A 25,689-nucleotide genomic window follows, 5' to 3' on the forward strand; every position below is an offset into this window, starting at 1 on the left:
TTGTTTTTGTTCGGCGATCGTATGTTTGCAAGCTGCGTTTTTTTTTTTTTAAGCAGGAGACGGGCAACAGGGTGGAGAGAGGGCTCGTGGGGTCGGAGATTGGTGTTAGGGGCAGGGCTGGGCGTGATCCGTCACGTCGAGATCATGGATCTGCTCGACGCCACGATCGTCGGCGTCGCCTCGCCCTCGATCCGCGCGGACTTCGGCGGCAGCTCCACGCAGATCCAGTGGATCACCGCCGCCTACACGCTGGCCTTCTCCGTACTGATGATCACGGGGGCGCGGCTCGGCGACATCGTGGGCCGCCGCCGGATGTTCCTCGTCGGGCTCGCCGGGTTCACGGTGTGCTCCGCGCTGTGCGCGGCCGCGGGCTCCGCGGGGATGCTGATCGGCGGGCGGGCCGCGCAGGGGCTGTTCGCCGCCATGATGGTGCCGCAGGGCCTCGGCATCCTGCGCCAGATGTTCCCGCCGAAGGAGCAGGGGGCGGCCTTCGGTGCGTTCGGGCCGGTCATGGGGCTCGCCGCGGTCGCCGGGCCGGTGCTCGGCGGCTTCCTCACCGACGCGGACCTGTTCGGCTCCGGCTGGCGCTCGGTGTTCCTGATCAACGTCCCGATCGGCGTCGTCGCCTTCGCCGTCGCGCTGCGCATCCTGCCCGAGGGGCGCTCGCCGCATGCGCCGCGGCTGGACCTGCCGGGGTCGGCGCTGGTCAGCCTCGGGGTGCTCATGCTGGTGTACCCGCTGGTCCAGGGCCGCGATCTGGGCTGGCCGCTGTGGACGTACCTGTCGATGGCGGGCGCGGTCCCGGTGCTCGGCCTCTTCGCCTGGTACCAGCGGCGGCTGGTGGCTCGGGGCGGTTCCCCGCTCGTCGAGCCGGGGCTCTTCCGCCACCGCGGCTTCTCCGCGGCGCTCGTGGTGGGCGTGGCCTTCTTCGCGGCGGTCGGCGGGCTGATGCTCGTGCTCACCCTGCACCTGCAGGTCGGGCTCGGCTACAGCGCCCTGCACGCCGGGGCGTCGATGATCCCCTGGTCGGCCGGCACGGTCGTCGGCGCGGTCCTCTCCGGTGCCGTCCTCGGCCCGAAGTACGGCCGGCGCACCATCCAGGCAGGCTTCGCGCTGTCGGCGGTGGCCGTCGCCGCGCTGGCGCTCACCGTGCACCTGGCGGGCCAGGGGGCCACCACCTGGCAGCTGCTGCCCGCCCTCCTGCTGAACGGCTTCGCGATGGGCCTGGTCATGGCGCCGTTCTTCGACATCGCCCTCGCCGACGTCGAGGAGCGCGAGACCGGCTCGGCCTCGGGCGTCCTCAACGCCGTGCAGCAGCTGGGCGGTTCGGTCGGTGTCGCGGTGCTCGGCACGGCGTTCTTCTCCTACGCGGCCGACGGGGGCACGGTGCCCGCGACCCAGTGGACGGCGCTCATGGCCGCGGCCGCGTTCGTCGCGGCCCTGGCGGCCGCCTTCCTGATGCCCCGCCGCGCCCGCGAGGGCGCGACGGGACACTGAAGAGCACCCGCCTCAGGCGGTGTGCAGGGTCAGGCCGTAACGGGCCAGGATCGGGTTGACGGGCTGGAACCAGGTCTCGCCTCCGGAGGAGCAGTTGCCCCAGCCTCCGGAGGTGACGCCCTGGGCCTGGTCGCCGCTGATGAACGAGCCGCCGGAGTCTCCCGGTTCCGCGCACACGTTCGTCTTCGTCAGGCCGTACACGCTGCCCTGGCTGTAGTTCACGGTCTCGTTCTTCGCCAGGACCGTGCCGCAGTGCCAGTGCGTGGTCGACCCGGAGCGGCAGACCGACGCCCCCACCGGCGCTTCGGCGGAGCCGCGCACCAGGGCGTCGGGGACGGTGCCCCAGCCCAGCACCACCGGGACCGTCCACCAGCCGCTGCCGACGTTGACCCAGCCGTAGTCGTTGCCGGGGAACGTGCCGCCCTGGAAGGCGCCGACGTAGGAGCCGTCCCAGCCGTACACGGCGGCGCCGGGCTGGGCGCAGTGCCCGGCGGTGACGAAGCCGCCGTACACCGAGAAGCCGATGGAGCAGCGGATGTTGTGGCTGTAGTACGGGTCCCCGCCGACCGTCCCCGCGGAGAGCGTCTCCGGTGCCTGCGCGGCCCGGCGTACCGAGGTGACGACGGCGCCGGGGGCGGCCCCGCGGGCGGGGGCGACGAAGGCGCGCACCGCCGCGGTGTCCCGGGCGCCCGCGCGGACGTCGACGACGACGCGGTTGGCCCGCGGGTCGACGCGCCAGCCGGTCACGGCCGCCGGAGCGGCCCCCGCCCTGGCCCCGCGGTCCAGGACCGCCTTCGCCGCGTCGAGTTCGCCCGCGGAGTGCTCGACGACCCGTACGGCCGCCCCGGTCCCGCGGACGGCCGCGGCCTTGCGTTCGCCGGTCACGGCGACGACGAGGGTGCCCGTGCGCGCGTCGAACCAGGACCCGCCGTAGTCCGCGCCCGCGGCACGCCGGGCGGCGGGCTCCAGACGGGTGGCGGCGGCCTCGTCGCGCAGGCGTTCGCGCGCCTGCGCCTCGCTCAGGCCCAGGTCGCCGGCGAGGGCCCGGACGAGCCCGGCGGACGGCGTGCCGGCGGCGGACGCGGGAGCGCTCCCGGCGGGAGAGGCGGCGGCGGGAGTGGGCGCGGTGGAGGTCGCGCCCAGTCCCGCCAGAACGAGCAGCACGGACAGGGCGGCACGCGCGCTGATCCTGCGTCTCATGGCAGTTCCCCTAACTGGTGTGGGAGGAAGTGGTGCAGGGGAGGTCGTGAGAGCGCTCTCAAAACTGACGTCGCCGCGAGCCTAGAGGTGACGACTAGTCATGTCCATACCAATCACTCGGCGCGCGCGTACGGGCCCGGTGACGCACGGCACCCGCCGCGCCTAGACTGACCATCCTCGAACCGCGTTGTGACCTGGCAGAACGCCGCCCCGGAGCCGATCGGCGCCAGTTGGGAGTCAGTCCGTGTTCTACTACGTGCTCAAGTACGTGGTCCTCGGCCCGCTGCTGCGGGTGCTGTTCCGCCCGAGGATCGAGGGCATGGAGAACATCCCGGAGGAGGGCGCGGCGATCGTCGCGGGCAACCACCTGTCGTTCTCCGACCACTTCCTGATGCCCGCGATCCTGCCGCGCCGGATCACCTTCCTGGCGAAGGCCGAGTACTTCACCGGAACCGGCATCAAGGGACGGCTGACCGCGGCGTTCTTCCACAGCATCGGGCAGATCCCGGTCGACCGCTCCGGCGGGAAGGCGGGCGAGTCGGCGGTCCGCGAGGGGCTGAAGGTGCTCGCCAAGGGCGAGCTCCTCGGCATCTACCCCGAGGGCACCCGCTCCCACGACGGACGCCTCTACAAGGGCAAGGTCGGCGTGGCCACCATGGCCATCCGCGCCGGGGTCCCGGTGGTCCCGTGCGCGATGATCGGCACGTACGAGATCCAGCCCGCCGGCCGGCGGCTGCCGCGCATCAAGCCGGTGACGATCCGCTTCGGCGCGCCGTTGGAGTTCTCCCGCTTCGAGGGGATGGACAACGAGCGCTTCGTGGTGCGCTCGGCCACCGACGAGATCATGTACGCCATCCTCGGCCTGTCCGGCCAGGAGTACGTCGACCGGTACGCCTCCGAGGTCAAGGCGGAGCAGCAGGGCCAGTCCGGCATCGGCTCCCGGCTGCGCCGCAGCGCCTGACCGGTCGCACCCTGGGCGGTTGCGCCCTGGGCGGATCCGCGCACGGCGAACGCGCCTGGCCCCGCCGGCGCCGGCCCGCCTAGCGTCGCGGTCATGACGAGAACTGCGTTCGTGATCGGGGCGACGGGACAGATCGGCCGGGCGTCGGTACGCGCCCTCGCCGAGGACGGCTGGGAGGTGCGGGCCGCCTCCCGCGGGGGCGGCGGTGACGTGGACTGGCCCGACGGGGTCCGGCCGGTGGCCGTGGACCGCGAGGACACGGCGGCCCTGGCGGCGGCGCTCGGCGAGGGCTGCGACGTGCTGCTGGACTGCGTCGCCTACGGGCCGGAGCACGCACGGCAGCTGACGGACCTTGCGGACCGGATCGGCTCCGCGGTCGTCGTGTCCAGCTGCTCCGTCTACGAGGACGGCCACGGCCGAAGCCTGGACACCGACGGGGAGCCCGGCGGCGCGCCCGTCTTCCCGGTGCCCGTGACGGAGACGCAAGCCGTGCTGGCCCCCGGCGAGGGCGGCTACTCCGCGCGCAAGGTGGCGCTCGAGCGCGACCTCCTCGCGGCGGAGGGGCGGTTGCCCGTCACGCTGCTGCGCGCCGGGGCCGTCCACGGCCCGCACAGCCTGCGGCCCAGGGAGCTGTACTTCGTCAAGCGGGCCGTGGACCGGCGGCCGTTCCGGGTGCTCGCGTACGGCGGGGAGAGTCGCTTCCACCCGGTGCACGCCGCGAACCTCGCCGAACTGGTGCGGCTGGCCGCCCGCCGACCGGGCTCCCGGGTGCTCAACGCCGGTGACCCGTACGCCCCGACGGTGGCGGAGATCGCGGACGCCATCGGTGCGGCGCTCGGCCACGAGACGCAGACGTACACCGTGGACGGCCCTCCCCCGGCGAAGAACGTCGGCGACACCCCGTGGACCACGGCCCACCCCTTCGTGCTGGACATGTCGGCCGCGGAGCGGGAATTGGGCTACCACGCCGTGACCGGCTACGCGGAGTCGCTGCCGGAGAACGTGGCCTGGCTGGTCGAGCGGCTCGGCGGGCGGGACTGGCGGGAGGCCTTCCCCGTCCTGGCGTCGACGTACGACCGGTTCGGCGACCTGTTCGACTACGAGGCCGAGGACCGCTGGCTGGCCGCCGGAAAACCGCTCGCCGGGCCCGGGGAGCCCCACTAGCCTCAGGGCGTGGGAAAGGACCGGACATGAGTGCGCGGCTGCGGGCCCTCGCCAAGGAGACGGAAGGCCTCGTCGCGACCGGCCGGTACCGCACGGCACGCGGCGTGGAGGTGGCGATCGGGGAGGCCGTCGCGCGGGCGGTACGGGGGACGCGGATGTACGGCCCCGGGCCCGTCGATCCCGGCCCCCGCGCGGAACGCACCGGGCCCACGGCCTTCGAGGTGACCGGCGAGGACAGCCTGCAGGCGGCGCGCCGCCTGGTGCGGGAGGCACCGGGAGTCCCGGTCGCCGTGCTGAACTTCGCCTCGGCGCGCAACCCCGGCGGCGGCTACCTCAACGGGGCGCAGGCCCAGGAGGAGGCGGTGTGCCGCGCGTCGGCGCTGTACACGACGCTGCTCACGGCGAGGCGGTTCTACGACTGGCACCGGGCCGACCGCAGCCCCTTCTACAGCGACCGGGTGATCCACTCCCCCGCCGTCCCGGTCTTCCGCGACGAGCACGGCGTCCTGCTGGACGAGCCCTTCGAGGCCGGCTTCCTCACCTCCGCCGCGCCGAACGCGGGGGTGATCGCCCGCCAGGACCCCGGCGCCGCGGACCGGGTGCCGGCCGCGCTGACGGCGCGGGCGGGCAGGGTGCTCGAGGTCGCCGCGGCGCACGGCTACCCCTGCCTGGTGCTGGGCGCCTGGGGCTGCGGGGTGTTCCGCAACGACCCGGCGGCGGTCGCGGCCGCCTTCCGCGAGCACCTCGGGCCGGGCGGCCGGTTCGCGGACCGCTTCGGCCGGGTCGTCTTCGCCGTACTGGACCGGCGCGCGGACTCGCCCACCCGGGCGGCCTTCGCCGCCGCCTTCCCCGGGTAGAGGAGTCCCATGAGCGACAAACGCAACATCGACACCGTGATGGACGCCGTGGACCAGAAGTGGATGCCGCACGTCCTCGCCGAGGTCAACGACTACGACGTGAAGGTGGCCAACGTCGAGGGCGACTTCGCCGAGCACGCGCACGCGGACACCGACGAGTTCTTCCTCGTCCTCGCCGGCCGTCTGCACCTGGAACTGCCGGACCGTACGGTGACCCTCGGCCCGCACGAGGTGTTCACCGTGCCCCGCGGTGTCCCGCACCGCCCGCGCGCCGAGGAGGGCACCCGCATCCTGATGTTCGAGCCGCGCGGCACGGTCAACACCGGTGACGGCAACGAGGGCACGGGCACGACCGGGGTGCGGCTCGGATAGCCGCCCGGGCCCGGAACGCCGGACGGCCCCGCCGCGCCCCTGTGGGCGCCGCGGGGCCGTCCGCCTGTGTACCGCGCAGGGTCAGCTCGTGGGCGGCACCGGCGTGGCGTGCGGGGCGCACGTCACGTCGGACCGGTCGAGCCTGCCCGTCACGAAGTAGCCGGTGACCCGGTCGTTGATGCAGGGGTTGACCAGGCCGGTGACGCCGTGCGAACCGGCGCCCTTCTCGGTGATCATGAGCGAGCCCTTGAGCCGCTTGTGCAGCTCCACGGCGCCGGTGTACGGGGTCGCCGCGTCACGGGTGCTCTGGACGATCATGACGCGCGGCAGGCCGTGGCCGGTCCGCACCTCCACGGGGTTCTGCTGCGGGACGCCCCAGGTGGCGCACGGCAGGTTCATCCATGCGTTGGACCAGGTCAGGAACGGGTACTTGGCGTGCAGACGGGTGTTGTCGCGGTCCCAGGTGCGCCAGTCACGGGGCCACTTGGCGTCGGTGCACTCCACCGCCGTGTAGACCGCGTTGCCGTTCTCCGAGGCGATGTTGCCGGCGGTGTCCGACAGGTCGGGCGCCGCGGCGTCGACCAGCGCCTGGGTGTCACCCGCGAGGTAGGCGCTCCAGATGCCGGCCACGGCCGCCCACGACGAGTCGTAGTACGGCGCGCTCTGGAAGAGGCCGAGCAGTTCGGCCGGGCCCACGACCCCGCCGATGGGGTGCGCCTTGGCGGCGGCCCGCAACTGCTCCCACTTCGCCTGGACCTTCGCCGGGGTGTTGCCGATGTGGTAGACGGAGTCGTACTTGGCGACCCAGGCCTTCCAGTCGTTCCAGCGGCCCTCGAAGGCGACGTCCTGGTCGAGGTTGTTCCGGTACCAGATCTGGTCGCGGTCGGGGTTGACGACGCTGTCGACGACCATGCGGCGCACGTGCGACGGGAAGAGCGTGGCGTAGACGGCGCCGAGGTAGGTGCCGTAGGACACGCCGAGGTAGTTGAGCTTCCGCTCGCCGAGGGCGGCACGGACGACGTCGAGGTCGCGGGCGGTGTTGGCCGTCGTCATCTGTGAGAGCACGGCGGCGCCGGTGCGCTCCTTGCAGCCTTGCGCGTACTCGGCGGCCAGCTTGCGCTGCGCCCGCTTGTCGGCCTCGTCGTCGGGGACCGGGTCGGCCTTGGGGGCCTTCACGAACTCCTGCGGGTCGGCGCAGGAGATGGGCGCCGAGTGGCCGACGCCGCGCGGGTCGAATCCGACGAAGTCGTAGGCCTTGGCGGTCGCCGCCCAGATCGGGTTCTTGGTCGTCACGCGGAGCGGGAACCGCATGCCGGAACCACCGGGGCCGCCCGGGTTGTAGATGAGGGCGCCCTGGCGCTCGGCGGCGGTGCCGGTGTTGCCGATGCGGTCCACGGCGATCTTGATCGTCTTGCCGTAGGGCTTGGCGTAGTCGACCGGCACGGTCACCCAGCCGCACTGGACGGGGTTCGCGATGCCCCAGTCGGCCGGGCACGCGGCCCAGTCGATGCCCTTCTTCGCGGCGTGCGCAGCGGCGATCCGTACGCCACGGGCCTCGGCGGCGCCGCTGTGACCGTGGGCCTTCGGCGCGCTGCGGGCGACCGCGGTCTGCGGTGCCGCCGTGGCGACGGTGCCGGCTATCAGGGCCGCGGTCAGCCCGAGCACGGCCGTGCGTCTCACCATGAACTCCCCCTGCTGTTGGTGCCGCTTGTGGCGGCCTGAACGCAACTGCAGGGGGATCCTTTCGTCCCGGAGGCCCCGGAGAGAAGATCTTATGAGTGTTTCTTTACCAACGCATAAGGCGGGAACGCCGGTTGGCGGCGTGCGCGGGGCCTCGCCCCTGGCGGCCGGTGCCCGGACGGCGAGGGCCCTGGCACGGCTGCGGGAAGTGCGCCCGCGCGCCCGGATGACGCTGCGGGTGCTGGACCGCGCGGAGGTCGTCGCCGGGGTGGCGGCGGGAGAGCCCGGCCTCGGGCTGGCCGACGGCGCGGCGGCGCCCGGCGATCCGCTGCGGCTGCCCGAGGCCGGCCCGCTGCACGCGGTGCGCTGCGCCGAGGGGGACCTGACGGTGATCCTGGCGGAAGATCATCCGCTGGCCCGCCGGCAGGGGTGCGGCCGGCGGACCTCGCGGACGCTCTGTGGGACGTGCCAGCCGCCGCGCTGCCACCGGCGCTGCTGCATCCGGCGGCGGCCGGGCAGGGCCTCCGGGCGGGGGTGCGGCACGAGGGACCCGAGGTCCGGACGGTGCTGGCACTCGTCAGGTCGGGGCTCGGTCCGGCGCTGCTGCCGCGTTCCGCGGCCGAGGCGGCGCCCGGCGATCCGCTGCGGCTGCCCGAGGCCGGCCCGCTGCACGCGGTGCGCTGCACCGAGGGGGGACCTGACGGTGGTCCTGGCGGAAGATCATCCGCCGGTCCGCCGGCGGGGGTGCGGCCGGCGGACCTCGCGGACGCCCTGCGGGACGCGCCGACCGCCGCGCTGCCACCGGCGCTGCTGCATCCGGCGGCGGCCGGGCAGGGCCTCCGGGCGGGGGTGCGGCACGAGGGACCCGAGGTCCGGACGGTGCTGGCACTCGTCAGGTCGGGGCTCGGTCCGGCGCTGCTGCCGCGTTCCGCGGCCGAGGGGGCGGCCGGCGTCGCCGTGGTGCCGCTCACCGCGCCGCGGCTGGTCCACCGTACGGAGGTGCTGCACCGCGGCGGCGCGGGCGGGGCGGCGGCGGTGCTGACCGGCCTGCTGACCGGGGCGCCCGTCCCGTAGCGGCGGATGGGGCTCACCCGTTCGGCCCAGCGCCTTTTGCCCCGCCCAGGTGACGGCCGCACAGTCGAGGGACGGCGGTAACTGGGCGCCCCATCCCCCCGGGATGGACGAGGCGGTCCCCCGGGCGACCGTCCCGGGACCCGCGCTCGACGGCCCCTGCCACGCGACTCCCGCGCCGCCCCGTGCGATCGAACGGCCCGCCCGGGCCCCACGCCACCGTCCTGAGCGCGGCTGCGGCGTGCGCACGGTCCTCGCGCCCCCAAGGATCGAGGTCCCATGGACAGCACACCGAAGACCCGCGTCGTTCTGCGGATTCGCCTCCACGAGGGCAAGGGGGATCAGTATGCGGCGGCATACGACCTCGTGCACCAAGGCATCGTCTCGGCAGACGGCTTCATCAGCTCGCAGCTGTGCCGGTCCCACGCGGACCCGGACAGCTGGATCGTGACCAGCGAGTGGCGGTCGCTCGACCAGTACCTCGCGTACCTGGCGAGCGAGGACTTCAAGGCGCGGCGGGTCGGGCTGCGCGAGTGCATCGTGGAGCACGAGTCGACGCAGTACGCGGTCGTCGCCGACGTGAAGCCATGACGCCGTGACGCCGTGAAGGCCCCGGCCCCGGGGGCGGTAGTCGTCCCCGGGGCCGGTCCGCGTGCGCGTCAGCGCCAGCGGTAGAGCTCCTTGAGCCGGTTCACGACGATGTTGAAGCGGCCCCGGTCCAGCGCGCAGGCCTCGCGGCGCATGCCGTCGGGGTGGACGCGCAGCACGCGGTCGACGTTCACCCAGGACGGGCGGCCGGACTTGTCCCACGGGCCGGAGCCGATGGCGACCCACTCGCGGTCGTCGTTGTGCTCCTTGCTGGACAGCTGCACGGCGAGCAGCGTGTCGGTCCGCTCGCGCGCGACGACGAGGACCGGGCGGTCCTTGCCGCGGCCGTCGTTCTCCTCGTAGGGCACCCACGTCCAGACGATCTCGCCCGGGTCGGGGTCGCCGTCGTGGGCGGGGGCGTACTCGGTGCGGACGGGGCCGACCTGCTCCGGCTGGGCCTCGGTGGTCGCACTGGGGCCGTAACGGCCCGGGTTCTCGGTGTCTATCGACGTCACGGGGCCACGCTAGCCGACAGGATGCGGCGCAGGCACAGCCCGTCCGGCGCGAGGGCGGTCAGCAGCGCGGCGGGACCGGCGAGCGGGGTCAGCACGGCCTCGCCCTGTTCCGCGTCCCGCACCGGCACCCGCGCCTCCACCGGCTTGTCCGTGAACGCGGGGTCCACGAGCAGCAGTTGGCCCGCCGCCCGGTGCGTGTGCAGGACGGCCGGCCCGGCCCAGCCCGCCGCGCCCGGCCCGAAGGAGAGTTCCTGGTCCAGCAGCGGACGGCACCCGACCCGTACCGTGAGGCGGGTGGTGAGCCGGCCCGGCCGCTCCCCCGCCCGGCCGAGGATCTGCTCCTCGCGCAGCACGAGGCGGGCGCCCGGGGCGAGTTCGGCCGTAGTGGTCATGAGCAGGTCGCTGCCCTCCGCGGCGATCAGCGGCTCCGGCAGCCAGTGCAGCACGGCGTCCTCGCCGACGGTGAGCCGTACGTCGTACCGCGCCTGCTCCCCGCCCCGGCCGGGCAGCGACACGGTGGCCGCCGCCGCGTCCACGTGGAGCACGGCGCCGGGCCGGACGGTGACGTGCACGGCCAGCCGGTCGCCGCCCAGCGGCGCGCTCATGGCGCCGACGACCGTCACCCGGGCCGCCCGTTCGTCGGCGGCCCGCGTACGGCGCAGCGCGAGCGGCCCCTCGCCGGTGAGTTCGGGCAGTGCGGTGCCGCCGCGGCCGTCCGGGACGGCGGTGATCCGGGCGGTGGCGTGGACGCCGCTCACGCGGGGACCGCTGCCCAGGCCGCCAGCCGCGTACGGATCCAGTCGGCGACGGGGGCGACGCCGTTCTCGGCGACGAGGGAGGTGAAGACCACCGGCAGGTCGCCGCGCTGCCGCTGGGCGTCGCGCGCCATGCGGCCGAGGTCCGAGCCGACGTACGGGGCGAGGTCGGTCTTGTTGACGACCAGCAGGTCCGCTGTGGTGACCCCGGGGCCGCCCTTGCGCGGGATGTCGTCGCCGCCGGCCACGTCGATCACGAAGACCTGGGCGTCGACCAGGCCCTTGGAGAAGGTGGCGGTGAGGTTGTCGCCACCGGACTCCACCAGGACGAGGTCGAGCGGCCCGACGGCGTCCTCCAGGTCCTCGACGGCCTCGAGGTTGGCCGAGATGTCGTCGCGGATCGCGGTGTGCGGGCACGCGCCGGTCTCCACTGCGGCGATCCGCTCGGGCGGCAGGACGGCTTTGCGCAGGAGGAAGTCGGCGTCCTCGCGGGTGTAGATGTCGTTGGTGACGACGGCGATGGACAACTCCTCGCGCAGCGCACGGCACAGCGCGGCGACGGTGGCGGTCTTGCCCGAGCCGACCGGGCCGCCGAGACCGATCCGCAGGGCGCGGCGGCTGCCGTCGGGGCGGGCGGTGGGGGTGGCCCAGGTGTGCCGTTGCGGGAAGACGGTGTGGTCGTGGTCGAGGTGCATGAGGGGTCCCCTTAGGAGGCGAAGAGGCGGACGGGCCACCCGGCGTGGGCCTCGGCGTACACGTCGAGCAGCGGCGCGGAGGCGGCGGGCAGGGCGTCGGTGCCCTCGGTGAGGCAGCGGTGGGCGGCGTCGGCGGCCCGGGCGGCGACCTCGTCCAGGTCCGGGGCGAGCCGGGCCAGGACGGCGGTCACCGCGAACGGGTCGAGGCTCAGCAGGCGTACGGCGGCGGTGGCCGGGCCGGTCACGGCCTCGTACGCCGCCGCGTGGGCGGCGTCCAGCGGGGTGAGGCCGGCGGCCCGGGCGGTCACGCCGAGCACGACGGGCTGGTGGGCCCCCCGCGGCCGGGCGGCGGCGAGCGCGTCGAGCGCGGGCGACGGCCAGGCGGCGCGGGCGGCCCGCGTCATCTGGCGGCCGAGGCGGCGGGCGGTCTGCCGCAGCGCGGGCGAGGGGGTACGGGCGTCGGCGGCCTCGTCCAGCGCGAGCGGGTCGGCGCCCGCGGCGGCCGCGGCGGCGAGCGCCGCGGCCACCAGGCCCGTGGTGTGCAGCCTGCCCCGGCAGAACTCCTCGAGCGTGCCGGGGCCGGTGATCCGGCCCGCCGTGACGGCCGCCTCGGCCCCTCCGGAGTGGGCGTGGCCCCCGGCGGGGAAGCGGCCGTCGGCGAGCAGCAGCAGCGCGGCGCGGTTCATCGTCCCCCTGCTCCGTTCAGAACAGGAAGTACCGCTGGGCCATGGGGAGTTCCACAGCCGGGGCGGGTTCGACGACGTCTCCGTCGATGCGGACGGTGAAGGTGTCGGGGTCGACCTCGACGTGCGGCATGGCGTCGTTCTCGCGCATGTCCGCCTTGGTGACGCGCCGGGTGTCGCGGATCGGGAGGAACCGCTTGCCGAGGGCGAGGCGTTCGGCGAGGCCGTCCTCGAGGGCGGTGTGCGTCACGAAGGTGAAGGAGTTGGCGGCGGGCGCGCCGCCGATCGCACCGAACATCGGGCGCGGCAGGACCGGCTGGGGGGTCGGGATGGAGGCGTTGGCGTCGCCCATCTGCGCGTAGGCGATCTGGCCGCCCTTGAGCACGAGGTGCGGTTTGACGCCGAAGAACGCCGGGTCCCACAGCACCAGGTCGGCGAGCTTGCCGCTCTCGACCGAGCCGATCTCGCCGTCGAGGCCCTGGGCGACGGCGGGGTTGATCGTGTACTTGGCGACATATCGACGTGCGCGCAGGTTGTCGGCCCGTCCGTCGCCGGGCAGGGCCCCGCGCCGCCGCTTCATGACGTGCGCGGTCTGCCAGGTGCGCAGGACGACCTCGCCGACCCGGCCCATGGCCTGCGAGTCCGAGGAGATGATCGAGATCGCCCCCAGGTCGTGCAGGACGTCCTCGGCCGCGATCGTGCCGGGCCTGATCCGCGACTCGGCGAAGGCGAGGTCCTCGGGCACGGAGGGGTTGAGGTGGTGGCAGACCATCAGCATGTCGAGGTGCTCCTCGACGGTGTTGACGGTGTGCGGCCGGGTCGGGTTGGTCGAGGACGGAAGGACGTTGGGGTGGGCGACGACGGTCATGATGTCGGGCGCGTGCCCGCCGCCCGCGCCCTCGGTGTGGTACGCGTGGATGCCCCGGCCGGCGATGGCGGCGAGGGTGTCCTCGACGAAGCCGGCCTCGTTGAGGGTGTCGGTGTGGACGGCGAGCTGGGCGCCGGTCGCCTCGCACACCGTCAGGCAGGCGTCGATGGCGGCCGGGGTGGCGCCCCAGTCCTCGTGGATCTTGAAACCGACGGCCCCGCCCCGCAGCTGGGAGAGCATCGCCTCGTGGGAGACGGTGTTGCCCTTGCCGAGCAGGCCGATGTTGACCGGGTAGTGCTCCAGCGCCGCGAACATCCGCGCCAGGTGCCAGGGCCCCGGCGTGATGGTGGTGGCCTTGGTGCCCTCGGCCGGGCCGGTGCCGCCGCCGACGAGCGTGGTGATGCCGGAGGCCAGCGCCTCGTCCACGATCGTCGGGGAGATGAAGTGGACGTGCGCGTCGACGGCCCCGGCGGTGACGATCCTGCCGTTGCCGGCGATGACCTCCGTCTCGGGCCCGATGACGAGGTCCGGGTGGACGCCGTCCATGGTGTCGGGGTTGCCGGCCTTGCCCAGCGCCGCGATCCGCCCGTCGCGGATGCCGATGTCGGCCTTGACCACGCCCCAGTGGTCCAGGACGACGGCGCCGGTGATCACCGTGTCGGGGGTGCCCTCGGCCCGGGTGGCCCGGGCCTGCCCCATCGACTCGCGGATCACCTTGCCGCCACCGAAGACGACCTCGTCGCCCGAGCCGTCGGCGCCGCCCGACAGGTCCCGCTCGACCTCGATCAGCAGGTCGGTGTCGGCGAGCCGTATACGGTCCCCGGTGGTCGGCCCGAACAAGTCGGTGTAGACGGCACGCGAGAGCTCAGCCATCGAGGGCACCTCCGGTCTCTCCGCGCAGCCCCGCCACGATCCGCGCGCCGCCCAGCGGCACGAGCTCGACCTCGACGGGGATGCCGGGCTCGAAGCGCACGGCGGTCCCGGCGGCGACGGCCAGGCGCTTGCCGCGGGCGGCGGCGCGGTCGAAGACGAGACCGGGGTTGGCCTCGGCGAAGTGGTAGTGGGAACCGACCTGGACCGGCCGGTCGGCGGAGTTGAGCACGGTCAGCCGGGTGACCGGCTTGCCCGCGTTGAGCACGACGGGCTCACCCGCGTGGAGGATCTCCCCGGGAATCACGCGGCGCCCCCTAGACGATCGGCTCGTGGACGGTGACGAGCTTGGTGCCGTCCGGGAAGGTGGCCTCGACCTGGACGTCGTGGATCATCTCCGGCACGCCCTCCATCACGTCGTCCCTGGTGAGCACCTTGCGGCCGGAGGCCATGAGTTCCGCGACGCTGCGGCCGTCCCGTGCGCCCTCGAGGAGGTGCGAGGTGATCAGGGCGATGGCCTCCGGGTGATTGAGCCTCAGGCCCCTGGCCCGCCGCCTCTCCGCCACGTCCGCGGCGACATGGACGAGCAGGCGTTCCTGCTCGTGGGGGGTCAATTGCATGGCCACACCTCGCAGTCGTCCCGGGTGAACGGACCCGCGGGGGCCCCGGCCGGCGGATTCGCCCTGCCGTTGTCCGGCAGCCGCAGGCTAGTTCGGCGGCGTTTCGTCCGCGTTAACTCCCGGGCTCCGGGGTGAAGCCGGCGGGCGCGCGTGGGAGCGGGGTGCGGGCGACCTCGTCGGGCTCGGCGTCCTCCGGCAGCATGTCACGGCGCTTCCGCTCCTCGGCGTACGACACGAGTCCGGCGACCACCCGGGCGCACCCCCTGCCCCGGCCGCTCGGCGAGCCGGCACACGACCCTCTCCGGGAAGGCCGGCGGATCGGCTTTCCACAGGTCCGCGCCCCCACGAACCGCTCAGGCCCCGTCGTGGCGAGCGTCCGTCGTACCGCGGTGCTCCGCGGCGATGCCGAACCGGCGGCGTTCGCCCGTGGCGGACACCACCCCGCGCACCGAGGAGACCGTACTGACCACCGCCTCCTCGGGAGCGGCGTCCAGTTCTTGGAGTCGTTGCAGGTCAGCGGCGGATACCAAGGCGACGAGCGGCTTGCCGTGACGCGTCACGACCACCCGCTCACCGCCGTAGACGACGCGGTTGATCAGTTCCGCCAGCTCCGCACGCGCTTGTGTCACCGGGACTTCGTGGGCCATGCTCCCCATCATAACGAGATGTACGTCCTGTACATTTTTTACAGCGACGGGCACCCCTGCCCGGGTGCCCACGGAGGTGCAGCGATGCTTCGACCCACCGCCCGCCACGTCCTGCCCGAGTTCACCGAGCGCACCAGCGAGGGCGTACGGACCATGGACCCGTACTCCAAGCTGCTCCAGGAGCGGATCGTCCTGCTCGGGACGCCCATCGACGACATCTCGGCGAACGACGTGATGGCACAGCTCATCCACCTGGAGGCCGCCGCCCCGGAGCAGGACGTCTCGCTCTACATCAACTCTCCCGGCGGGTCCTTCACCGCGATGACCGCGATCTACGACACCATGCAGTTCGTCAGCTGCGACGTGTCGACGGTGTGCGTCGGCCAGGCGGCCTCGGCGGCGGCCGTCCTGCTCGCCGCCGGAGCGCCCGGCAAGCGGCTGATGACCCCCGGCGCGCGGGTGCTGATCCACCAGCCCTCGTTCGCGGAGGTGATCCAGGGCACCACCGCGGACCTGGAGATCCAGGCCCGGGAACTGCTCCGCCGTCGGGAGCAGTTGGAGGAGCTACTGGTACGCCACACCGGTCAGGCACCGGAGCGGATCGGGGCCGACATCGAACGGGACACCATTTTTGACGCTCCGTCGGCCCTCGCCTACGGCCTGGTGGACCGGCTGACGCTGAGCCGCAAGGACGGCGCCGTCCGCGCTCCGCGCGCCCTGCGGTGACCGGCTGTGGTGCCCGAACTGCCCCCGCTCCCCGCACTGACGCGGGCCGAGGGCGAGCTGATCGACACCTATCTGCAGGCCGTGGACCTGCTGGGCAGGATCAACCCGTCCCGCTCCCGGGACACCTACGGGGCGCTGCGCGCCGCGCAGGCCCTGGTGGGGAGGGCGACGGAGCTGCGTGACGCGCTGACGCTGATGCACATGCGCGGGGAGAGCGAGGTGCACACGGCGACGATGGAACGGGCGCTGCGGGTGCTGGACGGCGAACGGCGCACCGGTCAGGTCAGCTTGCCGTCGTCACGGCCATCCTGACGGAGCGTCACGACACACTGGTCCGTTCGGGCGGCGCCAACTCGAACCGAATGGACTCGCCCGATCGTTGTATCTGCTGTGGACGGCCGAGTGGCCCCGAGTTGCGCGATATGGCCGCACACATCCGGAATCTCACGCTCCGTCCCTGGTGTTCGACTCCTTTCGAGTCGTCAGTCCGGGCCCCGTGTCGCGGAGTCCACCCGAATAGGTGAGTCGTGAACAGACTCACATTCGACCGGTTGTGCTGGGAATCGGCCGCTTCGGTGGGTGATCATCCCTTCGACGACAAGCCCCCGTCATCCCGGCGGGGCGGTCCGTGCGGACGCCGAATCCTGCCGCCGCGCGGATGCCAGGTCGACGACGACTCATCGGCAGGAGCGGAGGACCCGAGCAGTACGGGTCCGGTTCGCCGGACCCTTGGGGTGAAGCCGCAGCCGCGGCCGGGCATCTTCGCCTGCCCGAACCCGACAGGTCATCCTTCGCAGGCGGACGACGAAGGGTTGCGCATGAGTGCGCCAACAGCCATGTCCGGGGTCCTGTGCCGGCTCGGAGCGGTCTCCGCCCTCACGGCGGCCGCCGTGGCCGGTCCCGCCGTACTGCCGGAGCTCGCCCAGCAGGCAGACGCGGCGGCGGTCTCCGCCAAGGCGCTGAAGATCGCGGCGTCCAAGAGGGGCGCGCCGTACCAGTACGGGGCCGCCGGCCCCGGCAGGTTCGACTGCTCCGGGCTCACCTTCTACTCCTTCAAGAAGGCGGGCAAGAAGCTCCCCCGCACCGCGGGCGCCCAGTACAACAGCGTCCGGCACATCCGGAAGTCCGCACGGACCCGTGGTGACCTGGTCTTCTTCCACTACGGGAGCAACGTGTACCACGTAGGGATGTACGCCGGGCACGGGAAGATCTGGCACTCCCCCAAACCCGGCGGGCGGGTGCGGCTGGAGAAGATCTGGAGCCGCAGCGTCTGGTACGGCCGGGTGAAGTGACCCCGGTCGCGTTGCCCGGGAGCCGGGGCTCCCGGGCAACGCGACCGGCGCCGTGGACGTGCCGGTAGCGTGCCGGTGTGTCCCTGATACGGATCCTCGCCGACGCCGCCGCGGGCGTCTTCCCGCCCGCCGACAGCTCGGTGACGGTCCTGCCGCAGCCCGCGCCGCGCGACGCCGGGGTGATCGCCTTCACCGCCCATGCCGTGGTCTTCGCGGACGCCGATCCGGAGCGGATCCGCGGGCTGCTCCCGCCCGGCGACCTCTCGGCGCCGCTCAATCCGCCGTTCCTCACCGCGCTGTGCGGGCTGCTGGACCGCACGGTGAACAACGTCGACCTGCTGACCGCCGCGCCGGCCCTGCCGGGGCCGCCGCCGGCCGCCCTGGACCTGCCCCTGCGGGAGACCGCCGACCGGGGTCATCCGCGGATCGTCCGGGCCCTGCGCCACCGTGACGGGGTACGGGCGTGGACGGTGCCCGGGGGCACCGTGCTGACGGGCCGGGGTGTGGCGGGCCGCTGGGAGGCGGCCGTGGAGGTCGATCCGGGGGCGCGCGGTAGGGGCCTCGGCCGCCGGCTCGCGCTGGCGGCACGTCATCTCGTCCCGGAGGGCGGGACGGTGTGGGCGCAGATCGCCCCGGGCAACGCGGCGAGCGTGCGGGCGTTCACGGCGGCGGGCTTCGTGCCGATGGGCGCCGAGGCGCTGCTGCTCACCGGGGAGGGCTGAGGGCCACCGGGGTCACTCGACGGCGGCGGCGGTGGCCCAGGGCAGGCTGATCCAGACCGTCTTGCCGCCCTCCGCGGTGGGGGTGACGAGCAGCGTGCCGCCGGCCTCCGCCGTGAGGTGACGGATGATCACCATGCCGCGGCCGTTGTCCTGCTGCACGGCGGCGGGCAGCCGCTGGGGCCACCGGGGGTGGCTGTCGGTGACCCCGATGCGCAGCTGCTCGTCCCGGTCCAGCTGGACGTCGAGGGTGAAGGTGGGGGACTGGCCGAGGGTGTGCAGCACCGCGTTGGTCGCGAGCTCGGAGACGATGAGCCGGACGGAGTCGGCGGGGTCCGAGTCCTCGGGCATGCCCCACTCCACCAGCAGCTCGCTCACGTAGCGACGTACCGCGGGGACCGAGGCAGGGTCGCTCGGCAGGGTGACGGATGCTTCCTGGTGGTCTGCCATGGCGACGCTGTCCCTTTCCCGCCGTGACCAGGACGCCGGCGCCTGCCGCGCCCGTGGCCGCGCGCGCGACGGCCGGCGGCGCCGTGCCCCGCCTTCCGCGCGGCACGTCCCCGTTCGGCACTCACGCGCCAGAGTGTCACTCATCGTGCCCTTAATCGGGTGTCACCACAGCTATATGCATATATCTGTCGCCCAAAGCGGTGAACTCTGCTACGAGAGAACGTATTTGCGCGGCAGACTTCGCCCGGGGACCGGCGGGGGTGCCGGAACCGGGAGGTGCACACACCATGCAGCAGGTGCCGGCGGTACGCCGCCGCAAGATCGGCTCGGAATTGCGCCGTCTGCGCGACACGGCGGGGCTCACGAGCGGTGAGGCCGCCCAGCGCCTGGGATGGCACCAGTCCAAGGTCAGCCGGATCGAGACCGGCCGCAGCGGAGTGCGCCCCGAGGACGTCACGGCGCTGCTGGACGTGTACGGGGTGCGCGACCAGCGGTTGCGGGAGATGCTCTCCGCGCTGGCGGGCGAGGGCGACCGGCGCGGCTGGTGGCATGAGTTCCGCGAGGAACTCCCCTCCGCCTACCGGGACTTCATCTCCCTGGAGACCGACGCCTGCCGGGCGCGGACCCTGGAGACCACGGTGGTGCCGGGACTGCTGCAGACCCCGGACTACGCCCGCGAGCTCACCCGGTCCGTGCTGCCGCAGCTCGGACCGCGGCAGATCGCGACCCTGGTGCAGGTGCGGATGGCCCGCCAGGCGGTGCTGCGCGCCGATCCGCCGCTGGAGCTGTGGGCGGTGCTGGACGAGGCGGTGCTGCGCCGCAGGGTCGGGGGTCCCGGAGTGATGGCGGCGCAATTGAGCCATCTTGTGGAGCTGGGTTCACTGCCTCATGTGCATCTGCAGGTGCTGCCTTTCTCGGCCGGTGGGCATATAGGCGTCACAGGCCCTTTCGTAATCTTCTCATTTCCGCGCATTGCTGATCTCGACGTGGTTGTTCTCGACCATTTGACGAGTAGTCTCTATCTGGATCAGCACGAGGACGTCAGGGCGTACGGTGCTGCCTTCAATCGGTTGCGCTCCCATGCCCTGTCGAGTGAGCAGTCGCTGTCCTTCATCTCCGGCATCGGCAAAGGCGCGTAAGGAGGCACACCCCCCATGTCCAACGCTCTGCCTCAGTACGTCACCTCCAGTGCGTCCCTCTCAGGTGTGAATTGGCGACGCAGCAGCTACAGCACGGCGGCGAACAACTGCGTCGAGACGGCCCTCATCGGGGACGGGCCGCTCTCGGGACAGCTCGCCGTACGCGACTCCAAGGATGTGCGCGGCCCCGCCCTGCTCTTCCCCCCGGCGGCCTGGGCGGAGTTCCTCGCCGCCGTGACGACGGGGAGCCTGACCGAACGCCCCTGAACTCAGGGGCGCGGCGGCGCCGTACGGACGATCGTCCCCACGGCGTCGCCGATCTCCCGGTCCGTCAGGTCCGCCCGCGCGGTGAGCCGCAACCGCGAGATCCCGTCGGGCACGGACGGTGGCCGGAAGCAGCCCACGGCGAGACCCGCCTCACGGCACGCCCCGGCCCAGGCGACGGCCGCCTCGGGCGACGGCGCCCGCACCGACACCACGCACGCGTCCGGCGCGGTGGCGTCCAGCCCCGCCCCCACCAGCCGCTCGTAGAGCTCACGGGCGACCGCCCGGGCCCGTACGGCGCGTTCCGGCTCGCGCTTGAGCAGGCGCAGCGCACCGAGCGCCGCGCCGGTGGCCGCCGGGGCGAGGCCCGTGTCGAAGATGAACGTCCGCGCGGCGTTGACCAGGTGCTCGATGACGCGGGCCGGTCCCAGCACCACGCCGCCCTGGCTGCCCAGGGACTTGGAGAGCGTGGCGGTGCACACCAGTCCGGGCGCGCCCGCCAGTCCCGCCTCCGCGGCCGCCCCCCGGCCCCCGGGACCGAGCACCCCGAGCCCGTGGGCGTCGTCCACCAGCAGCCCGGCTCCGTGCTCGCGGCAGGCGGCGGCCAGCGCGCCGAGCGGGGCCGCGTCGCCGTCCACCGAGAAGACCGAGTCGGTGACGGCCACGGCAGGGCCGTCGTGGCCGGTCAGCGCCTTGCGCAGGGCGTCCGGATCGGCGTGCCGCACGACCTCGGTGGTGGCGCGGGAGAGCCGGCAGCCGTCGATGAGCGAGGCGTGGTTGCCGCTGTCGGAGACGAGCAGCGTGTCCGGCTCGGTGCTGAGCGCCGTGACGGCGGCGAGGTTGGCGGCGTAGCCGGAGGCCAGGACCAGCGCCGCCTCGAAGCCGCAGAAGGCGGCCAGTTCGGCCTCCAGCTCGGCGTGGAGCTCGGTGCTGCCGGTGACCAGCCGTGAACCGGTCGAGCCGGCGCCCCAGCGCAGGCAGGCGTCCGCACCGGCCCGGGTCACCTCGGGGTGGTGGGCGAGCCCGAGGTAGTCGTTGGAGGCGAGGTCCAGCAGGGGCGACCGCGCGGGCCGCGGCCGCAGGGTGCGCACCAGCCCGGCCGCGCGACGCCGTTCGGCGTGCGCGTCGATCCAGTCGAACGGGTCGCGGGTCATGGTCGTCCCCTGGGGTCGGCGGAGGGTTCGGCGCCACCGTAGTGTGCCGGATCGTCTCGCACGGTGTGGTGATGCACACACCCTGAGCGAGCGGTCTTGTGGGATGCCCCATTGGCCCGGGCCCGTGCGGTACGCCAGGATCGCGACATGGATCTGCTGAATGCTTTGGTCGAGAAGGGCCTGCGCCGCGAGCTGCCCACCCGTGAGGAGGCGCTCGCCGTGCTGGCGACCTCCGACGACGAACTCCTCGACGTGGTGGCCGCGGCCGGCAAGGTGCGCCGCGCGTGGTTCGGCCGCCGGGTGAAGCTGAACTACCTGGTCAACCTCAAGTCGGGACTGTGCCCGGAGGACTGCTCGTACTGCTCGCAGCGGCTCGGCTCGGAGGCCGGGATCCTCAAGTACACCTGGCTCAAGCCCGACGAGGCGGCGGCCGCCGCGGCGGCGGGGGTCGCCGGCGGTGCCAAGCGGGTCTGCCTGGTGGCGAGCGGACGCGGCCCGACCGACCGCGACGTGGACCGCGTCTCCAAGACGATCGAGGCCATCAAGGAGCAGAACGAGGCCGTCGAGGTCTGCGCCTGCCTGGGCCTCCTCTCCGACGGGCAGGCCGAGCGGCTGCGCGGCGCGGGCGCCGACGCGTACAACCACAACCTCAACACCTCCGAGGCCACCTACGGGGACATCACCACCACGCACACCTACGCGGACCGGGTCGAAACGGTGCAACAGGCCCAGGCGGCGGGCCTTTCGGCCTGCTCCGGGCTGATCGCGGGCATGGGCGAGAGCGACGAGGACCTGGTCGACGTGGTCTTCGCGCTGCGCGAGCTGGACCCCGACTCCGTCCCGGTGAACTTCCTCATCCCCTTCGAGGGCACCCCGCTGGCGAAGGAGTGGAACCTCACCCCGCAGCGGTGCCTGCGGATTCTTTCGATGGTGCGGTTCGTCTGTCCCGATGTGGAGGTCCGCATCGCGGGCGGCCGCGAGGTGCACCTGCGGAGCATGCAGCCGCTCGCGCTGCACCTGGCGAACTCGATCTTCCTGGGCGACTACCTCACCAGCGAGGGCCAGGCCGGCAAGACCGACCTCGACATGATCGCGGACGCCGGTTTCGAGGTGGAGGGCGCCGGCGAGGTGACCCTGCCCCAGCACCGGGCGGACGTGGCGGCCCCGGCCGGGGGCTGCGGTTCCCACGCCTCCGCCGGCTGCGACTCGCACGGCGAGGGCGGCGGCTGCGGCCCTTGCGGCGGCCACGGCCACGGCGACACCCACGGCGACCTCGCGCAGCCCGCGACGGCCGGTGCCGCCCGCACCGACCTGGTGGCCGTGCGCCGCCGCGGCACCGGCACGGACCTGCCGCCCAATGCCTGAGCCGCTCACCCCGGGCGAGCTGCTGGCACTGGACCGGGAGCACGTCTGGCATCCGTACGGGCCCATGCCGGGCCGTCAGGAACCGCTCGTCGTCGAGTCCGCGGCCGGGGTCCGGCTGCGGCTTGCCGAGCCGTTCGAGGGCGCCGGCGAACTCGTCGACGGGATGTCGTCGTGGTGGTCGGCGATCCACGGCTACAACCACCCGGTGCTCAACGAGGCGGCCCGCGGCCAGCTGGACCGGATGAGCCACGTGATGTTCGGCGGGCTCACCCACGAGCCCGCCGTGCGGCTGGCCGCCCGCCTGGTCGAGATCACCCCCGATCCGCTGCGGCACGTCTTCCTCGCCGACTCCGGCTCGGTGTCGGTCGAGGTCGCGGTCAAGATGTGCCTGCAGTACTGGCGTTCGCTCGGGCGGCCGGAGAAGCAGCGTCTGATGACCTGGCGCGGCGGCTACCACGGCGACACGTGGCAGCCGATGTCCGTCTGCGATCCCGAGGGCGGCATGCACGGGCTGTGGTCCGGCGTCCTGCCCCGGCAGGTCTTCGCGGACGCGCCGCCGGCCGCGTACGAGGAGGCGTACGCCGGCCACCTGCGGGAGACGATCGCCGCTCACGCGCACGAACTCGCCGCGGTCGTCGTCGAGCCCGTCGTGCAGGGCGCGGGCGGCATGACCTTCCACTCCCCCGCCTACCTGCGGGTGCTGCGCGAGGCCTGCGACGAGCACGACGTGCTGCTGGTGTTCGACGAGATCGCCACCGGCTTCGGGCGGACCGGGACGCTGTTCGCCGCCGACCAGGCGGGCGTCTCGCCGGACGTGATGTGCGTCGGCAAGGCCCTGACCGGGGGCTACCTCACGATGGCCGCCACCTTGTGCACCGCGCGCGTCGCCGACGGGATCTCCCGGGGCGAGGTGCCGGTGCTCGCCCACGGCCCGACCTTCATGGGCAATCCGCTGGCCGCGGCCGTCGCCTGCGCCTCGCTCGACCTGCTGCTCGGCCAGGACTGGGCGCAGGAGGTCAAGCGGATCGAGGCCGGGCTGCGCGAGGGGCTCGCACCCGCCGCCGGCCTCCCCGGGGTACGCGACGTGCGGGTGCTGGGCGCGATCGGTGTCGTCCAGCTGGACCACCAGGTCGACCTCGCCGCCGCGACGCGGGCCGCCGCCCGCAGCGGGGTATGGTTGCGGCCGTTCCGGGACTTGATCTACACGATGCCCCCGTACGTCACGGGGGACGAGGACATCGCGCGCATCTGCGCGGCGGTGCGCGCGGCGGCGGAGGCGGCATGACGGTGTTGTTCGTGACCGGTACGGGCACGGAGATCGGCAAGACGGTGACGACGGCCGCGATCGCGGCGACGGTGCTGCTCGGCGAGTACAGCGTCGCGTACCTCAAGCCCGCGCAGACCGGGGTGGGCCCCGGCGAGCCGGGCGACGCCGCCGAGGTCACCCGCCTGGCCGGTCCCGAGGTCACCGGCGTCGAACTGGCCCGGTACCCCGAGCCGCTGGCCCCCGCCACGGCCGCACGGCGCTCCGGACTCGCCCCGGTGGGCCCGGCCGACATCGCGGAGGCGGCGGCGAAGCTGGCGGCGGTGCACGACATCGTCCTCGTCGAGGGCGCGGGCGGGCTGCTCGTCCGGCTCGACGACACGGGCTCGACGCTGGCGGACGCGGCACGGATGCTCGCGGCCCCGGTGCTCGTCGTCGCCCCGGCCGGGCTCGGCACCCTCAACGCTGCCGCGCTGACGACGGAGGCCCTGAAGGCGCGGGACCTGAAGTGCGCCGGCGTCGTCATCGGCAGCTGGCCGGACGACGCGGACCTGGCCGCCCGCTGCAACCTCGCCGACCTGCCCGAGGTCACCGGCGCCCCGCTCGTGGGCGCCCTGCCCGCCGGCGCGGCCGCCCTCGACCCCGCCGACTTCCGGCAGGCGGCACCCGGTTGGCTCTCCCCCCGCATCGGCGGCATCTGGGACGCCGCCGCCTTCACCTCGTACTGGGCGCCCGCCGACCCCGCCTGACCCGCACCGCCGTCCGGCCCCGGGCGCGTCCGGGACGGACGGCGGGCGACACGCCGGATCCGCCCCGGAACGGGGAGGCTTGGGACGGGCTCCGAAGCGGCAGAATCGGAAGTGGGGGGTGCCGAGACGAAGGAGGTCCGGCCATGAGGAGCCGTACCGGCGCGACGGGCGAAGCCGTCCACCACCCGCTGTTCGCCCGCTTCTACGCCCGCTGCGGCCCGGTGATGGACGCCCGCGCGGGCTTCGGCGCGCACCGGCGGACCGTGCTCGCGGGACTCACCGGCCGGGTCATCGAGATCGGCGCAGGCTCGGGGCTGAACTTCCGTCACTACCCGCGCACCGTCGCCGAGGTCGTGGCGATCGAGCCGGAACGGCATCTGCGCCGGCTGGCCGTCGACGCCGCGCAGCACGCCGAGGTGCCGGTGGACGTCGTACCCGGGGTCGCCGAGGCGCTGCCGGTCAAGAGCGAGGCCTTCGACGCGGCGGTCGCCTCGCTGGTGCTGTGCTCCGTACGCGACCAGAAGCGCGCCCTGGCCGAGCTCCGCCGGGTACTGCGCCCGGGCGGGGAACTGCGGCTGCTGGAGCACTGCCGGGCCGAGGGCCGAGCGCACGCGGCGCTGCAGTGGGCGGTGGACCGCACCGTGTGGCCGCTGCTGTTCGGCGGCTGCCGGACCGGGCGGGACACGCTCACCGCGGTCGAGGCGGCCGGGTTCGAGGTGCTGGAGCTGCGCCGCTTCCGCGTTCCGGAGCGCGCCAAGGGCCTCACCCTGCCCGTGCCGAGCGCCCCGCACATCCTGGCCACCGCGCGCCGCCCCGCCTGAGCTCCACCGCTCTGTACCTACTGGTATGTACACTGCCGGCATGGAGACGACGTCGGAACGCCTGATCGAGAGCACCCGCGAACTGCTCTGGGAACGCGGCTACGTCGGCACCAGCCCGAAGGCCATCCAGCAGCGCTCCGGCGTCGGCCAGGGCAGCATGTACCACCATTTCTCGGGCAAGCCGGAGCTCGCGCTCGCCGCCGTGCGCCGTACCGCCGAGCAGATGCGGCAGACCGCCGAACGCGAACTCGCCGGCCCGGGCACGGCGGTCGAGCGGGTCTCGCGCTACCTGCGCCGCGAGCGCGACGTGCTGCGCGGCTGCCCGATCGGGCGGCTCACCCAGGACCCGGAGGTCGTCGCCAGCCCGCAACTGCGGGCGCCGCTCGACGAGACCTTCGAGTGGCTGCGCGGCCGGCTCGCGGACGCGCTCGCCGAGGGCCAGGCGCGTGGGGAGATCGCGCCCGGCCTCGACACCGGCGACATCGCGGCCACGCTCGTGGCCGTGCTCCAGGGCGGCTACGTGCTCGCCCGCGCGGCGGGCTCGGCCGCGCCGTTCGACCAGGCCGTCAGCGGCGCGCTGGCCCTGCTGGCACAGCGGGCCTGAGCGGCGTCCGGCGAGGGACAGCCCTTGCGCCGGACCGCTTGTCACAGGCGACTACTAGGGTGACGCCCGTTGATCACCGGACGAGTGATGCCTCCGGTG

The 25,689-nt window shown here is 73.7% G+C and carries 31 protein-coding genes and 1 riboswitch; of the genes, 18 read left to right on the forward strand and 13 right to left on the reverse strand.

Translation table 11 applies throughout. The annotated features are described in order from the left end of the window. The first annotated feature begins 123 nt into the window (after positions 1–123). On the forward strand, positions 124–1,497 hold the full coding sequence (locus PV350_RS14100) for an MFS transporter (protein ID WP_500334065.1): 1,374 nt from the start codon (positions 124–126) through the stop codon (positions 1,495–1,497). A 12-nt stretch (positions 1,498–1,509) separates the two neighbouring features. Here the strand turns inward: PV350_RS14100 and PV350_RS14105 are convergent, their stop codons facing one another. Then, entirely contained in the window at positions 1,510–2,697 is a 1,188-nt protein-coding gene (locus PV350_RS14105) for a S1 family peptidase (protein WP_499510342.1), read from the reverse strand. Positions 2,698–2,941: 244 nt separating this feature from the next. Between PV350_RS14105 and PV350_RS14110 the strand changes: the two genes are divergently transcribed. From PV350_RS14110 to PV350_RS14125, 4 genes are all read left to right on the forward strand, one after another. After that, entirely contained in the window at positions 2,942–3,658 is a 717-nt protein-coding gene (locus PV350_RS14110; RefSeq protein ID WP_499510343.1) for a lysophospholipid acyltransferase family protein, read from the forward strand. Positions 3,659–3,751: 93 nt separating this feature from the next. Further along, the gene (locus PV350_RS14115; RefSeq protein WP_500334067.1) at positions 3,752–4,822 is read left to right on the forward strand and encodes an NAD-dependent epimerase/dehydratase family protein; all 1,071 of its coding nucleotides are present in this window, start codon (positions 3,752–3,754) and stop codon (positions 4,820–4,822) included. A gap of 26 nt (positions 4,823–4,848) precedes the next feature. After that, a complete protein-coding gene (locus PV350_RS14120; RefSeq protein WP_499510345.1) occupies positions 4,849–5,679 on the forward strand; it encodes a TIGR02452 family protein in 831 nt (276 codons plus the stop codon). Positions 5,680–5,688: 9 nt separating this feature from the next. Continuing rightward, on the forward strand, positions 5,689–6,051 hold the full coding sequence (locus tag PV350_RS14125) for a cupin domain-containing protein (RefSeq protein WP_499510346.1): 363 nt from the start codon (positions 5,689–5,691) through the stop codon (positions 6,049–6,051). An 81-nt stretch (positions 6,052–6,132) separates the two neighbouring features. Here the strand turns inward: PV350_RS14125 and PV350_RS14130 are convergent, their stop codons facing one another. Next, positions 6,133–7,734, reverse strand: a complete 1,602-nt coding sequence (locus tag PV350_RS14130; RefSeq protein ID WP_500334070.1) for an alpha/beta hydrolase — start codon at positions 7,732–7,734, stop codon at positions 6,133–6,135. A 462-nt stretch (positions 7,735–8,196) separates the two neighbouring features. On the opposite strand from PV350_RS14130, the gene PV350_RS14135 reads away from it, so the two are divergent. Next, positions 8,197–8,805 carry a LysR substrate-binding domain-containing protein gene (locus PV350_RS14135; RefSeq protein WP_500334072.1) on the forward strand — a complete coding sequence of 203 codons (609 nt, stop codon included), beginning with the start codon at positions 8,197–8,199 and terminating at the stop codon, positions 8,803–8,805. Between the two features lie 276 nt (positions 8,806–9,081). Next, a complete protein-coding gene (locus tag PV350_RS14140) occupies positions 9,082–9,393 on the forward strand; it encodes an antibiotic biosynthesis monooxygenase family protein (protein ID WP_499510349.1) in 312 nt (103 codons plus the stop codon). A gap of 68 nt (positions 9,394–9,461) precedes the next feature. On the opposite strand, the gene PV350_RS14145 is transcribed toward PV350_RS14140, so the two are convergent. The 9 genes from PV350_RS14145 to PV350_RS14185 all read right to left on the reverse strand — a co-directional run bounded on the left by PV350_RS14145 (position 9,462) and on the right by PV350_RS14185 (position 15,043). Next, a complete protein-coding gene (locus tag PV350_RS14145) occupies positions 9,462–9,905 on the reverse strand; it encodes a type II toxin-antitoxin system PemK/MazF family toxin (protein WP_499510350.1) in 444 nt (147 codons plus the stop codon). After that, positions 9,902–10,663 carry an urease accessory protein UreD gene (locus PV350_RS14150; protein ID WP_500334074.1) on the reverse strand — a complete coding sequence of 254 codons (762 nt, stop codon included), beginning with the start codon at positions 10,661–10,663 and terminating at the stop codon, positions 9,902–9,904. Before PV350_RS14150 ends, PV350_RS14145 begins: the two co-directional genes overlap by 4 nt. Beyond that, entirely contained in the window at positions 10,660–11,355 is a 696-nt protein-coding gene (ureG, locus tag PV350_RS14155; RefSeq protein ID WP_500334076.1) for an urease accessory protein UreG, read from the reverse strand. Before ureG ends, PV350_RS14150 begins: the two co-directional genes overlap by 4 nt. A gap of 11 nt (positions 11,356–11,366) precedes the next feature. Then, positions 11,367–12,041, reverse strand: coding sequence for an urease accessory protein UreF (locus PV350_RS14160; protein ID WP_499510353.1), 675 nt, complete (start codon positions 12,039–12,041; stop codon positions 11,367–11,369). Between the two features lie 16 nt (positions 12,042–12,057). Beyond that, positions 12,058–13,779 carry an urease subunit alpha gene (locus tag PV350_RS14165; RefSeq protein WP_500334078.1) on the reverse strand — a complete coding sequence of 574 codons (1,722 nt, stop codon included), beginning with the start codon at positions 13,777–13,779 and terminating at the stop codon, positions 12,058–12,060. Further along, the gene (locus PV350_RS14170; RefSeq protein WP_499510355.1) at positions 13,772–14,083 is read right to left on the reverse strand and encodes an urease subunit beta; all 312 of its coding nucleotides are present in this window, start codon (positions 14,081–14,083) and stop codon (positions 13,772–13,774) included. Before PV350_RS14170 ends, PV350_RS14165 begins: the two co-directional genes overlap by 8 nt. A 10-nt stretch (positions 14,084–14,093) precedes the next feature. Beyond that, complete coding sequence (locus PV350_RS14175) at positions 14,094–14,396, reverse strand: urease subunit gamma (protein WP_499510356.1); 303 nt, start codon at positions 14,394–14,396, stop codon at positions 14,094–14,096. A 112-nt stretch (positions 14,397–14,508) separates the two neighbouring features. Further along, positions 14,509–14,646, reverse strand: coding sequence for a hypothetical protein (locus PV350_RS14180; protein ID WP_499510357.1), 138 nt, complete (start codon positions 14,644–14,646; stop codon positions 14,509–14,511). Between the two features lie 103 nt (positions 14,647–14,749). Next, positions 14,750–15,043 (reverse strand): type II toxin-antitoxin system Phd/YefM family antitoxin, encoded by a 294-nt coding sequence (locus PV350_RS14185; protein WP_500334080.1) that lies wholly within the window; start codon positions 15,041–15,043, stop codon positions 14,750–14,752. An 84-nt stretch (positions 15,044–15,127) separates the two neighbouring features. Between PV350_RS14185 and PV350_RS14190 the strand changes: the two genes are divergently transcribed. The 4 genes from PV350_RS14190 (at position 15,128) to PV350_RS14205 (ending at position 17,783) form a co-directional block, all read left to right on the forward strand. Continuing rightward, positions 15,128–15,769, forward strand: a complete 642-nt coding sequence (locus PV350_RS14190) for an ATP-dependent Clp protease proteolytic subunit (RefSeq protein ID WP_500334082.1) — start codon at positions 15,128–15,130, stop codon at positions 15,767–15,769. A 6-nt stretch (positions 15,770–15,775) separates the two neighbouring features. Continuing rightward, entirely contained in the window at positions 15,776–16,081 is a 306-nt protein-coding gene (locus PV350_RS14195; RefSeq protein ID WP_499510360.1) for a hypothetical protein, read from the forward strand. A 348-nt stretch (positions 16,082–16,429) separates the two neighbouring features. After that, a riboswitch (cyclic di-AMP (ydaO/yuaA leader) is annotated at positions 16,430–16,584 on the forward strand. A gap of 3 nt (positions 16,585–16,587) precedes the next feature. After that, positions 16,588–17,061 (forward strand): C40 family peptidase, encoded by a 474-nt coding sequence (locus PV350_RS14200; protein WP_499510361.1) that lies wholly within the window; start codon positions 16,588–16,590, stop codon positions 17,059–17,061. Between the two features lie 77 nt (positions 17,062–17,138). Next, positions 17,139–17,783: a GNAT family N-acetyltransferase gene (locus PV350_RS14205; RefSeq protein WP_499510362.1), complete on the forward strand. Its 645-nt coding sequence runs from the start codon at positions 17,139–17,141 to the stop codon at positions 17,781–17,783. A gap of 12 nt (positions 17,784–17,795) precedes the next feature. Here the strand turns inward: PV350_RS14205 and PV350_RS14210 are convergent, their stop codons facing one another. After that, entirely contained in the window at positions 17,796–18,230 is a 435-nt protein-coding gene (locus PV350_RS14210) for an ATP-binding protein (RefSeq protein WP_499510363.1), read from the reverse strand. 287 nt (positions 18,231–18,517) lie between these two features. Between PV350_RS14210 and PV350_RS14215 the strand changes: the two genes are divergently transcribed. Together PV350_RS14215 and PV350_RS14220 are read left to right on the forward strand one after the other, a co-directional pair. Beyond that, positions 18,518–19,369: a helix-turn-helix domain-containing protein gene (locus PV350_RS14215; protein ID WP_499510364.1), complete on the forward strand. Its 852-nt coding sequence runs from the start codon at positions 18,518–18,520 to the stop codon at positions 19,367–19,369. Positions 19,370–19,384: 15 nt separating this feature from the next. Further along, entirely contained in the window at positions 19,385–19,636 is a 252-nt protein-coding gene (locus tag PV350_RS14220; RefSeq protein ID WP_499510365.1) for a DUF397 domain-containing protein, read from the forward strand. Between the two features lie 2 nt (positions 19,637–19,638). Here PV350_RS14220 and PV350_RS14225 read toward each other — a convergent pair whose 3' ends face one another. Further along, entirely contained in the window at positions 19,639–20,787 is a 1,149-nt protein-coding gene (locus tag PV350_RS14225) for an 8-amino-7-oxononanoate synthase (protein ID WP_499510366.1), read from the reverse strand. A gap of 147 nt (positions 20,788–20,934) precedes the next feature. Here PV350_RS14225 and bioB point away from each other — a divergent pair, with 147 nt between their 5' ends. From bioB to PV350_RS14250, 5 genes are all read left to right on the forward strand, one after another. Further along, positions 20,935–22,152: a biotin synthase BioB gene (gene bioB / locus PV350_RS14230; RefSeq protein WP_499510367.1), complete on the forward strand. Its 1,218-nt coding sequence runs from the start codon at positions 20,935–20,937 to the stop codon at positions 22,150–22,152. Continuing rightward, entirely contained in the window at positions 22,145–23,437 is a 1,293-nt protein-coding gene (locus tag PV350_RS14235; protein WP_499510368.1) for an adenosylmethionine--8-amino-7-oxononanoate transaminase, read from the forward strand. The genes bioB and PV350_RS14235 overlap by 8 nt, the downstream gene beginning before the upstream one ends. Further along, a complete protein-coding gene (gene bioD, locus PV350_RS14240) occupies positions 23,434–24,165 on the forward strand; it encodes a dethiobiotin synthase (protein ID WP_499510369.1) in 732 nt (243 codons plus the stop codon). The genes PV350_RS14235 and bioD overlap by 4 nt, the downstream gene beginning before the upstream one ends. A gap of 143 nt (positions 24,166–24,308) precedes the next feature. Next, on the forward strand, positions 24,309–24,986 hold the full coding sequence (locus tag PV350_RS14245) for a class I SAM-dependent methyltransferase (RefSeq protein WP_499510370.1): 678 nt from the start codon (positions 24,309–24,311) through the stop codon (positions 24,984–24,986). 40 nt (positions 24,987–25,026) lie between these two features. After that, entirely contained in the window at positions 25,027–25,590 is a 564-nt protein-coding gene (locus tag PV350_RS14250; RefSeq protein ID WP_499510371.1) for a TetR/AcrR family transcriptional regulator, read from the forward strand. Positions 25,591–25,689: the final 99 nt, after the last annotated feature.

Origin of the sequence: Streptomyces sp. PA03-6a (assembly GCF_033792765.1) — a bacterium.
In the GTDB taxonomy this organism is placed as follows: domain Bacteria; phylum Actinomycetota; class Actinomycetes; order Streptomycetales; family Streptomycetaceae; genus Actinacidiphila.

Excerpts from the sequence above, each read along its gene's own strand:
- PV350_RS14245 (WP_499510370.1), top strand. The coding sequence starts at position 24,309 with ATGAGGAGCCGTACCGGCGCGACGGGCGAAGCCGTCCACCACCCGCTG.
- PV350_RS14115 (WP_500334067.1), top strand. The coding sequence starts at position 3,752 with ATGACGAGAACTGCGTTCGTGATCGGGGCGACGGGACAGATCGGCCGG.
- PV350_RS14250 (WP_499510371.1), top strand. The coding sequence starts at position 25,027 with ATGGAGACGACGTCGGAACGCCTGATCGAGAGCACCCGCGAACTGCTC.
- PV350_RS14125 (WP_499510346.1), top strand. The coding sequence starts at position 5,689 with ATGAGCGACAAACGCAACATCGACACCGTGATGGACGCCGTGGACCAG.
- PV350_RS14175 (WP_499510356.1), bottom strand. The coding sequence starts at position 14,396 with ATGCAATTGACCCCCCACGAGCAGGAACGCCTGCTCGTCCATGTCGCC.
- PV350_RS14190 (WP_500334082.1), top strand. The coding sequence starts at position 15,128 with ATGCTTCGACCCACCGCCCGCCACGTCCTGCCCGAGTTCACCGAGCGC.
- PV350_RS14200 (WP_499510361.1), top strand. The coding sequence starts at position 16,588 with ATGAGTGCGCCAACAGCCATGTCCGGGGTCCTGTGCCGGCTCGGAGCG.
- PV350_RS14210 (WP_499510363.1), bottom strand. The coding sequence starts at position 18,230 with ATGGCAGACCACCAGGAAGCATCCGTCACCCTGCCGAGCGACCCTGCC.
- bioB (WP_499510367.1), top strand. The coding sequence starts at position 20,935 with ATGGATCTGCTGAATGCTTTGGTCGAGAAGGGCCTGCGCCGCGAGCTG.
- PV350_RS14165 (WP_500334078.1), bottom strand. The coding sequence starts at position 13,779 with ATGGCTGAGCTCTCGCGTGCCGTCTACACCGACTTGTTCGGGCCGACC.
- PV350_RS14215 (WP_499510364.1), top strand. The coding sequence starts at position 18,518 with ATGCAGCAGGTGCCGGCGGTACGCCGCCGCAAGATCGGCTCGGAATTG.
- PV350_RS14185 (WP_500334080.1), bottom strand. The coding sequence starts at position 15,043 with ATGGCCCACGAAGTCCCGGTGACACAAGCGCGTGCGGAGCTGGCGGAA.
- PV350_RS14120 (WP_499510345.1), top strand. The coding sequence starts at position 4,849 with ATGAGTGCGCGGCTGCGGGCCCTCGCCAAGGAGACGGAAGGCCTCGTC.
- PV350_RS14105 (WP_499510342.1), bottom strand. The coding sequence starts at position 2,697 with ATGAGACGCAGGATCAGCGCGCGTGCCGCCCTGTCCGTGCTGCTCGTT.
- PV350_RS14225 (WP_499510366.1), bottom strand. The coding sequence starts at position 20,787 with ATGACCCGCGACCCGTTCGACTGGATCGACGCGCACGCCGAACGGCGT.
- PV350_RS14140 (WP_499510349.1), top strand. The coding sequence starts at position 9,082 with ATGGACAGCACACCGAAGACCCGCGTCGTTCTGCGGATTCGCCTCCAC.
- ureG (WP_500334076.1), bottom strand. The coding sequence starts at position 11,355 with ATGCACCTCGACCACGACCACACCGTCTTCCCGCAACGGCACACCTGG.
- PV350_RS14235 (WP_499510368.1), top strand. The coding sequence starts at position 22,145 with ATGCCTGAGCCGCTCACCCCGGGCGAGCTGCTGGCACTGGACCGGGAG.
- PV350_RS14160 (WP_499510353.1), bottom strand. The coding sequence starts at position 12,041 with ATGAACCGCGCCGCGCTGCTGCTGCTCGCCGACGGCCGCTTCCCCGCC.
- bioD (WP_499510369.1), top strand. The coding sequence starts at position 23,434 with ATGACGGTGTTGTTCGTGACCGGTACGGGCACGGAGATCGGCAAGACG.
- PV350_RS14220 (WP_499510365.1), top strand. The coding sequence starts at position 19,385 with ATGTCCAACGCTCTGCCTCAGTACGTCACCTCCAGTGCGTCCCTCTCA.
- PV350_RS14130 (WP_500334070.1), bottom strand. The coding sequence starts at position 7,734 with ATGGTGAGACGCACGGCCGTGCTCGGGCTGACCGCGGCCCTGATAGCC.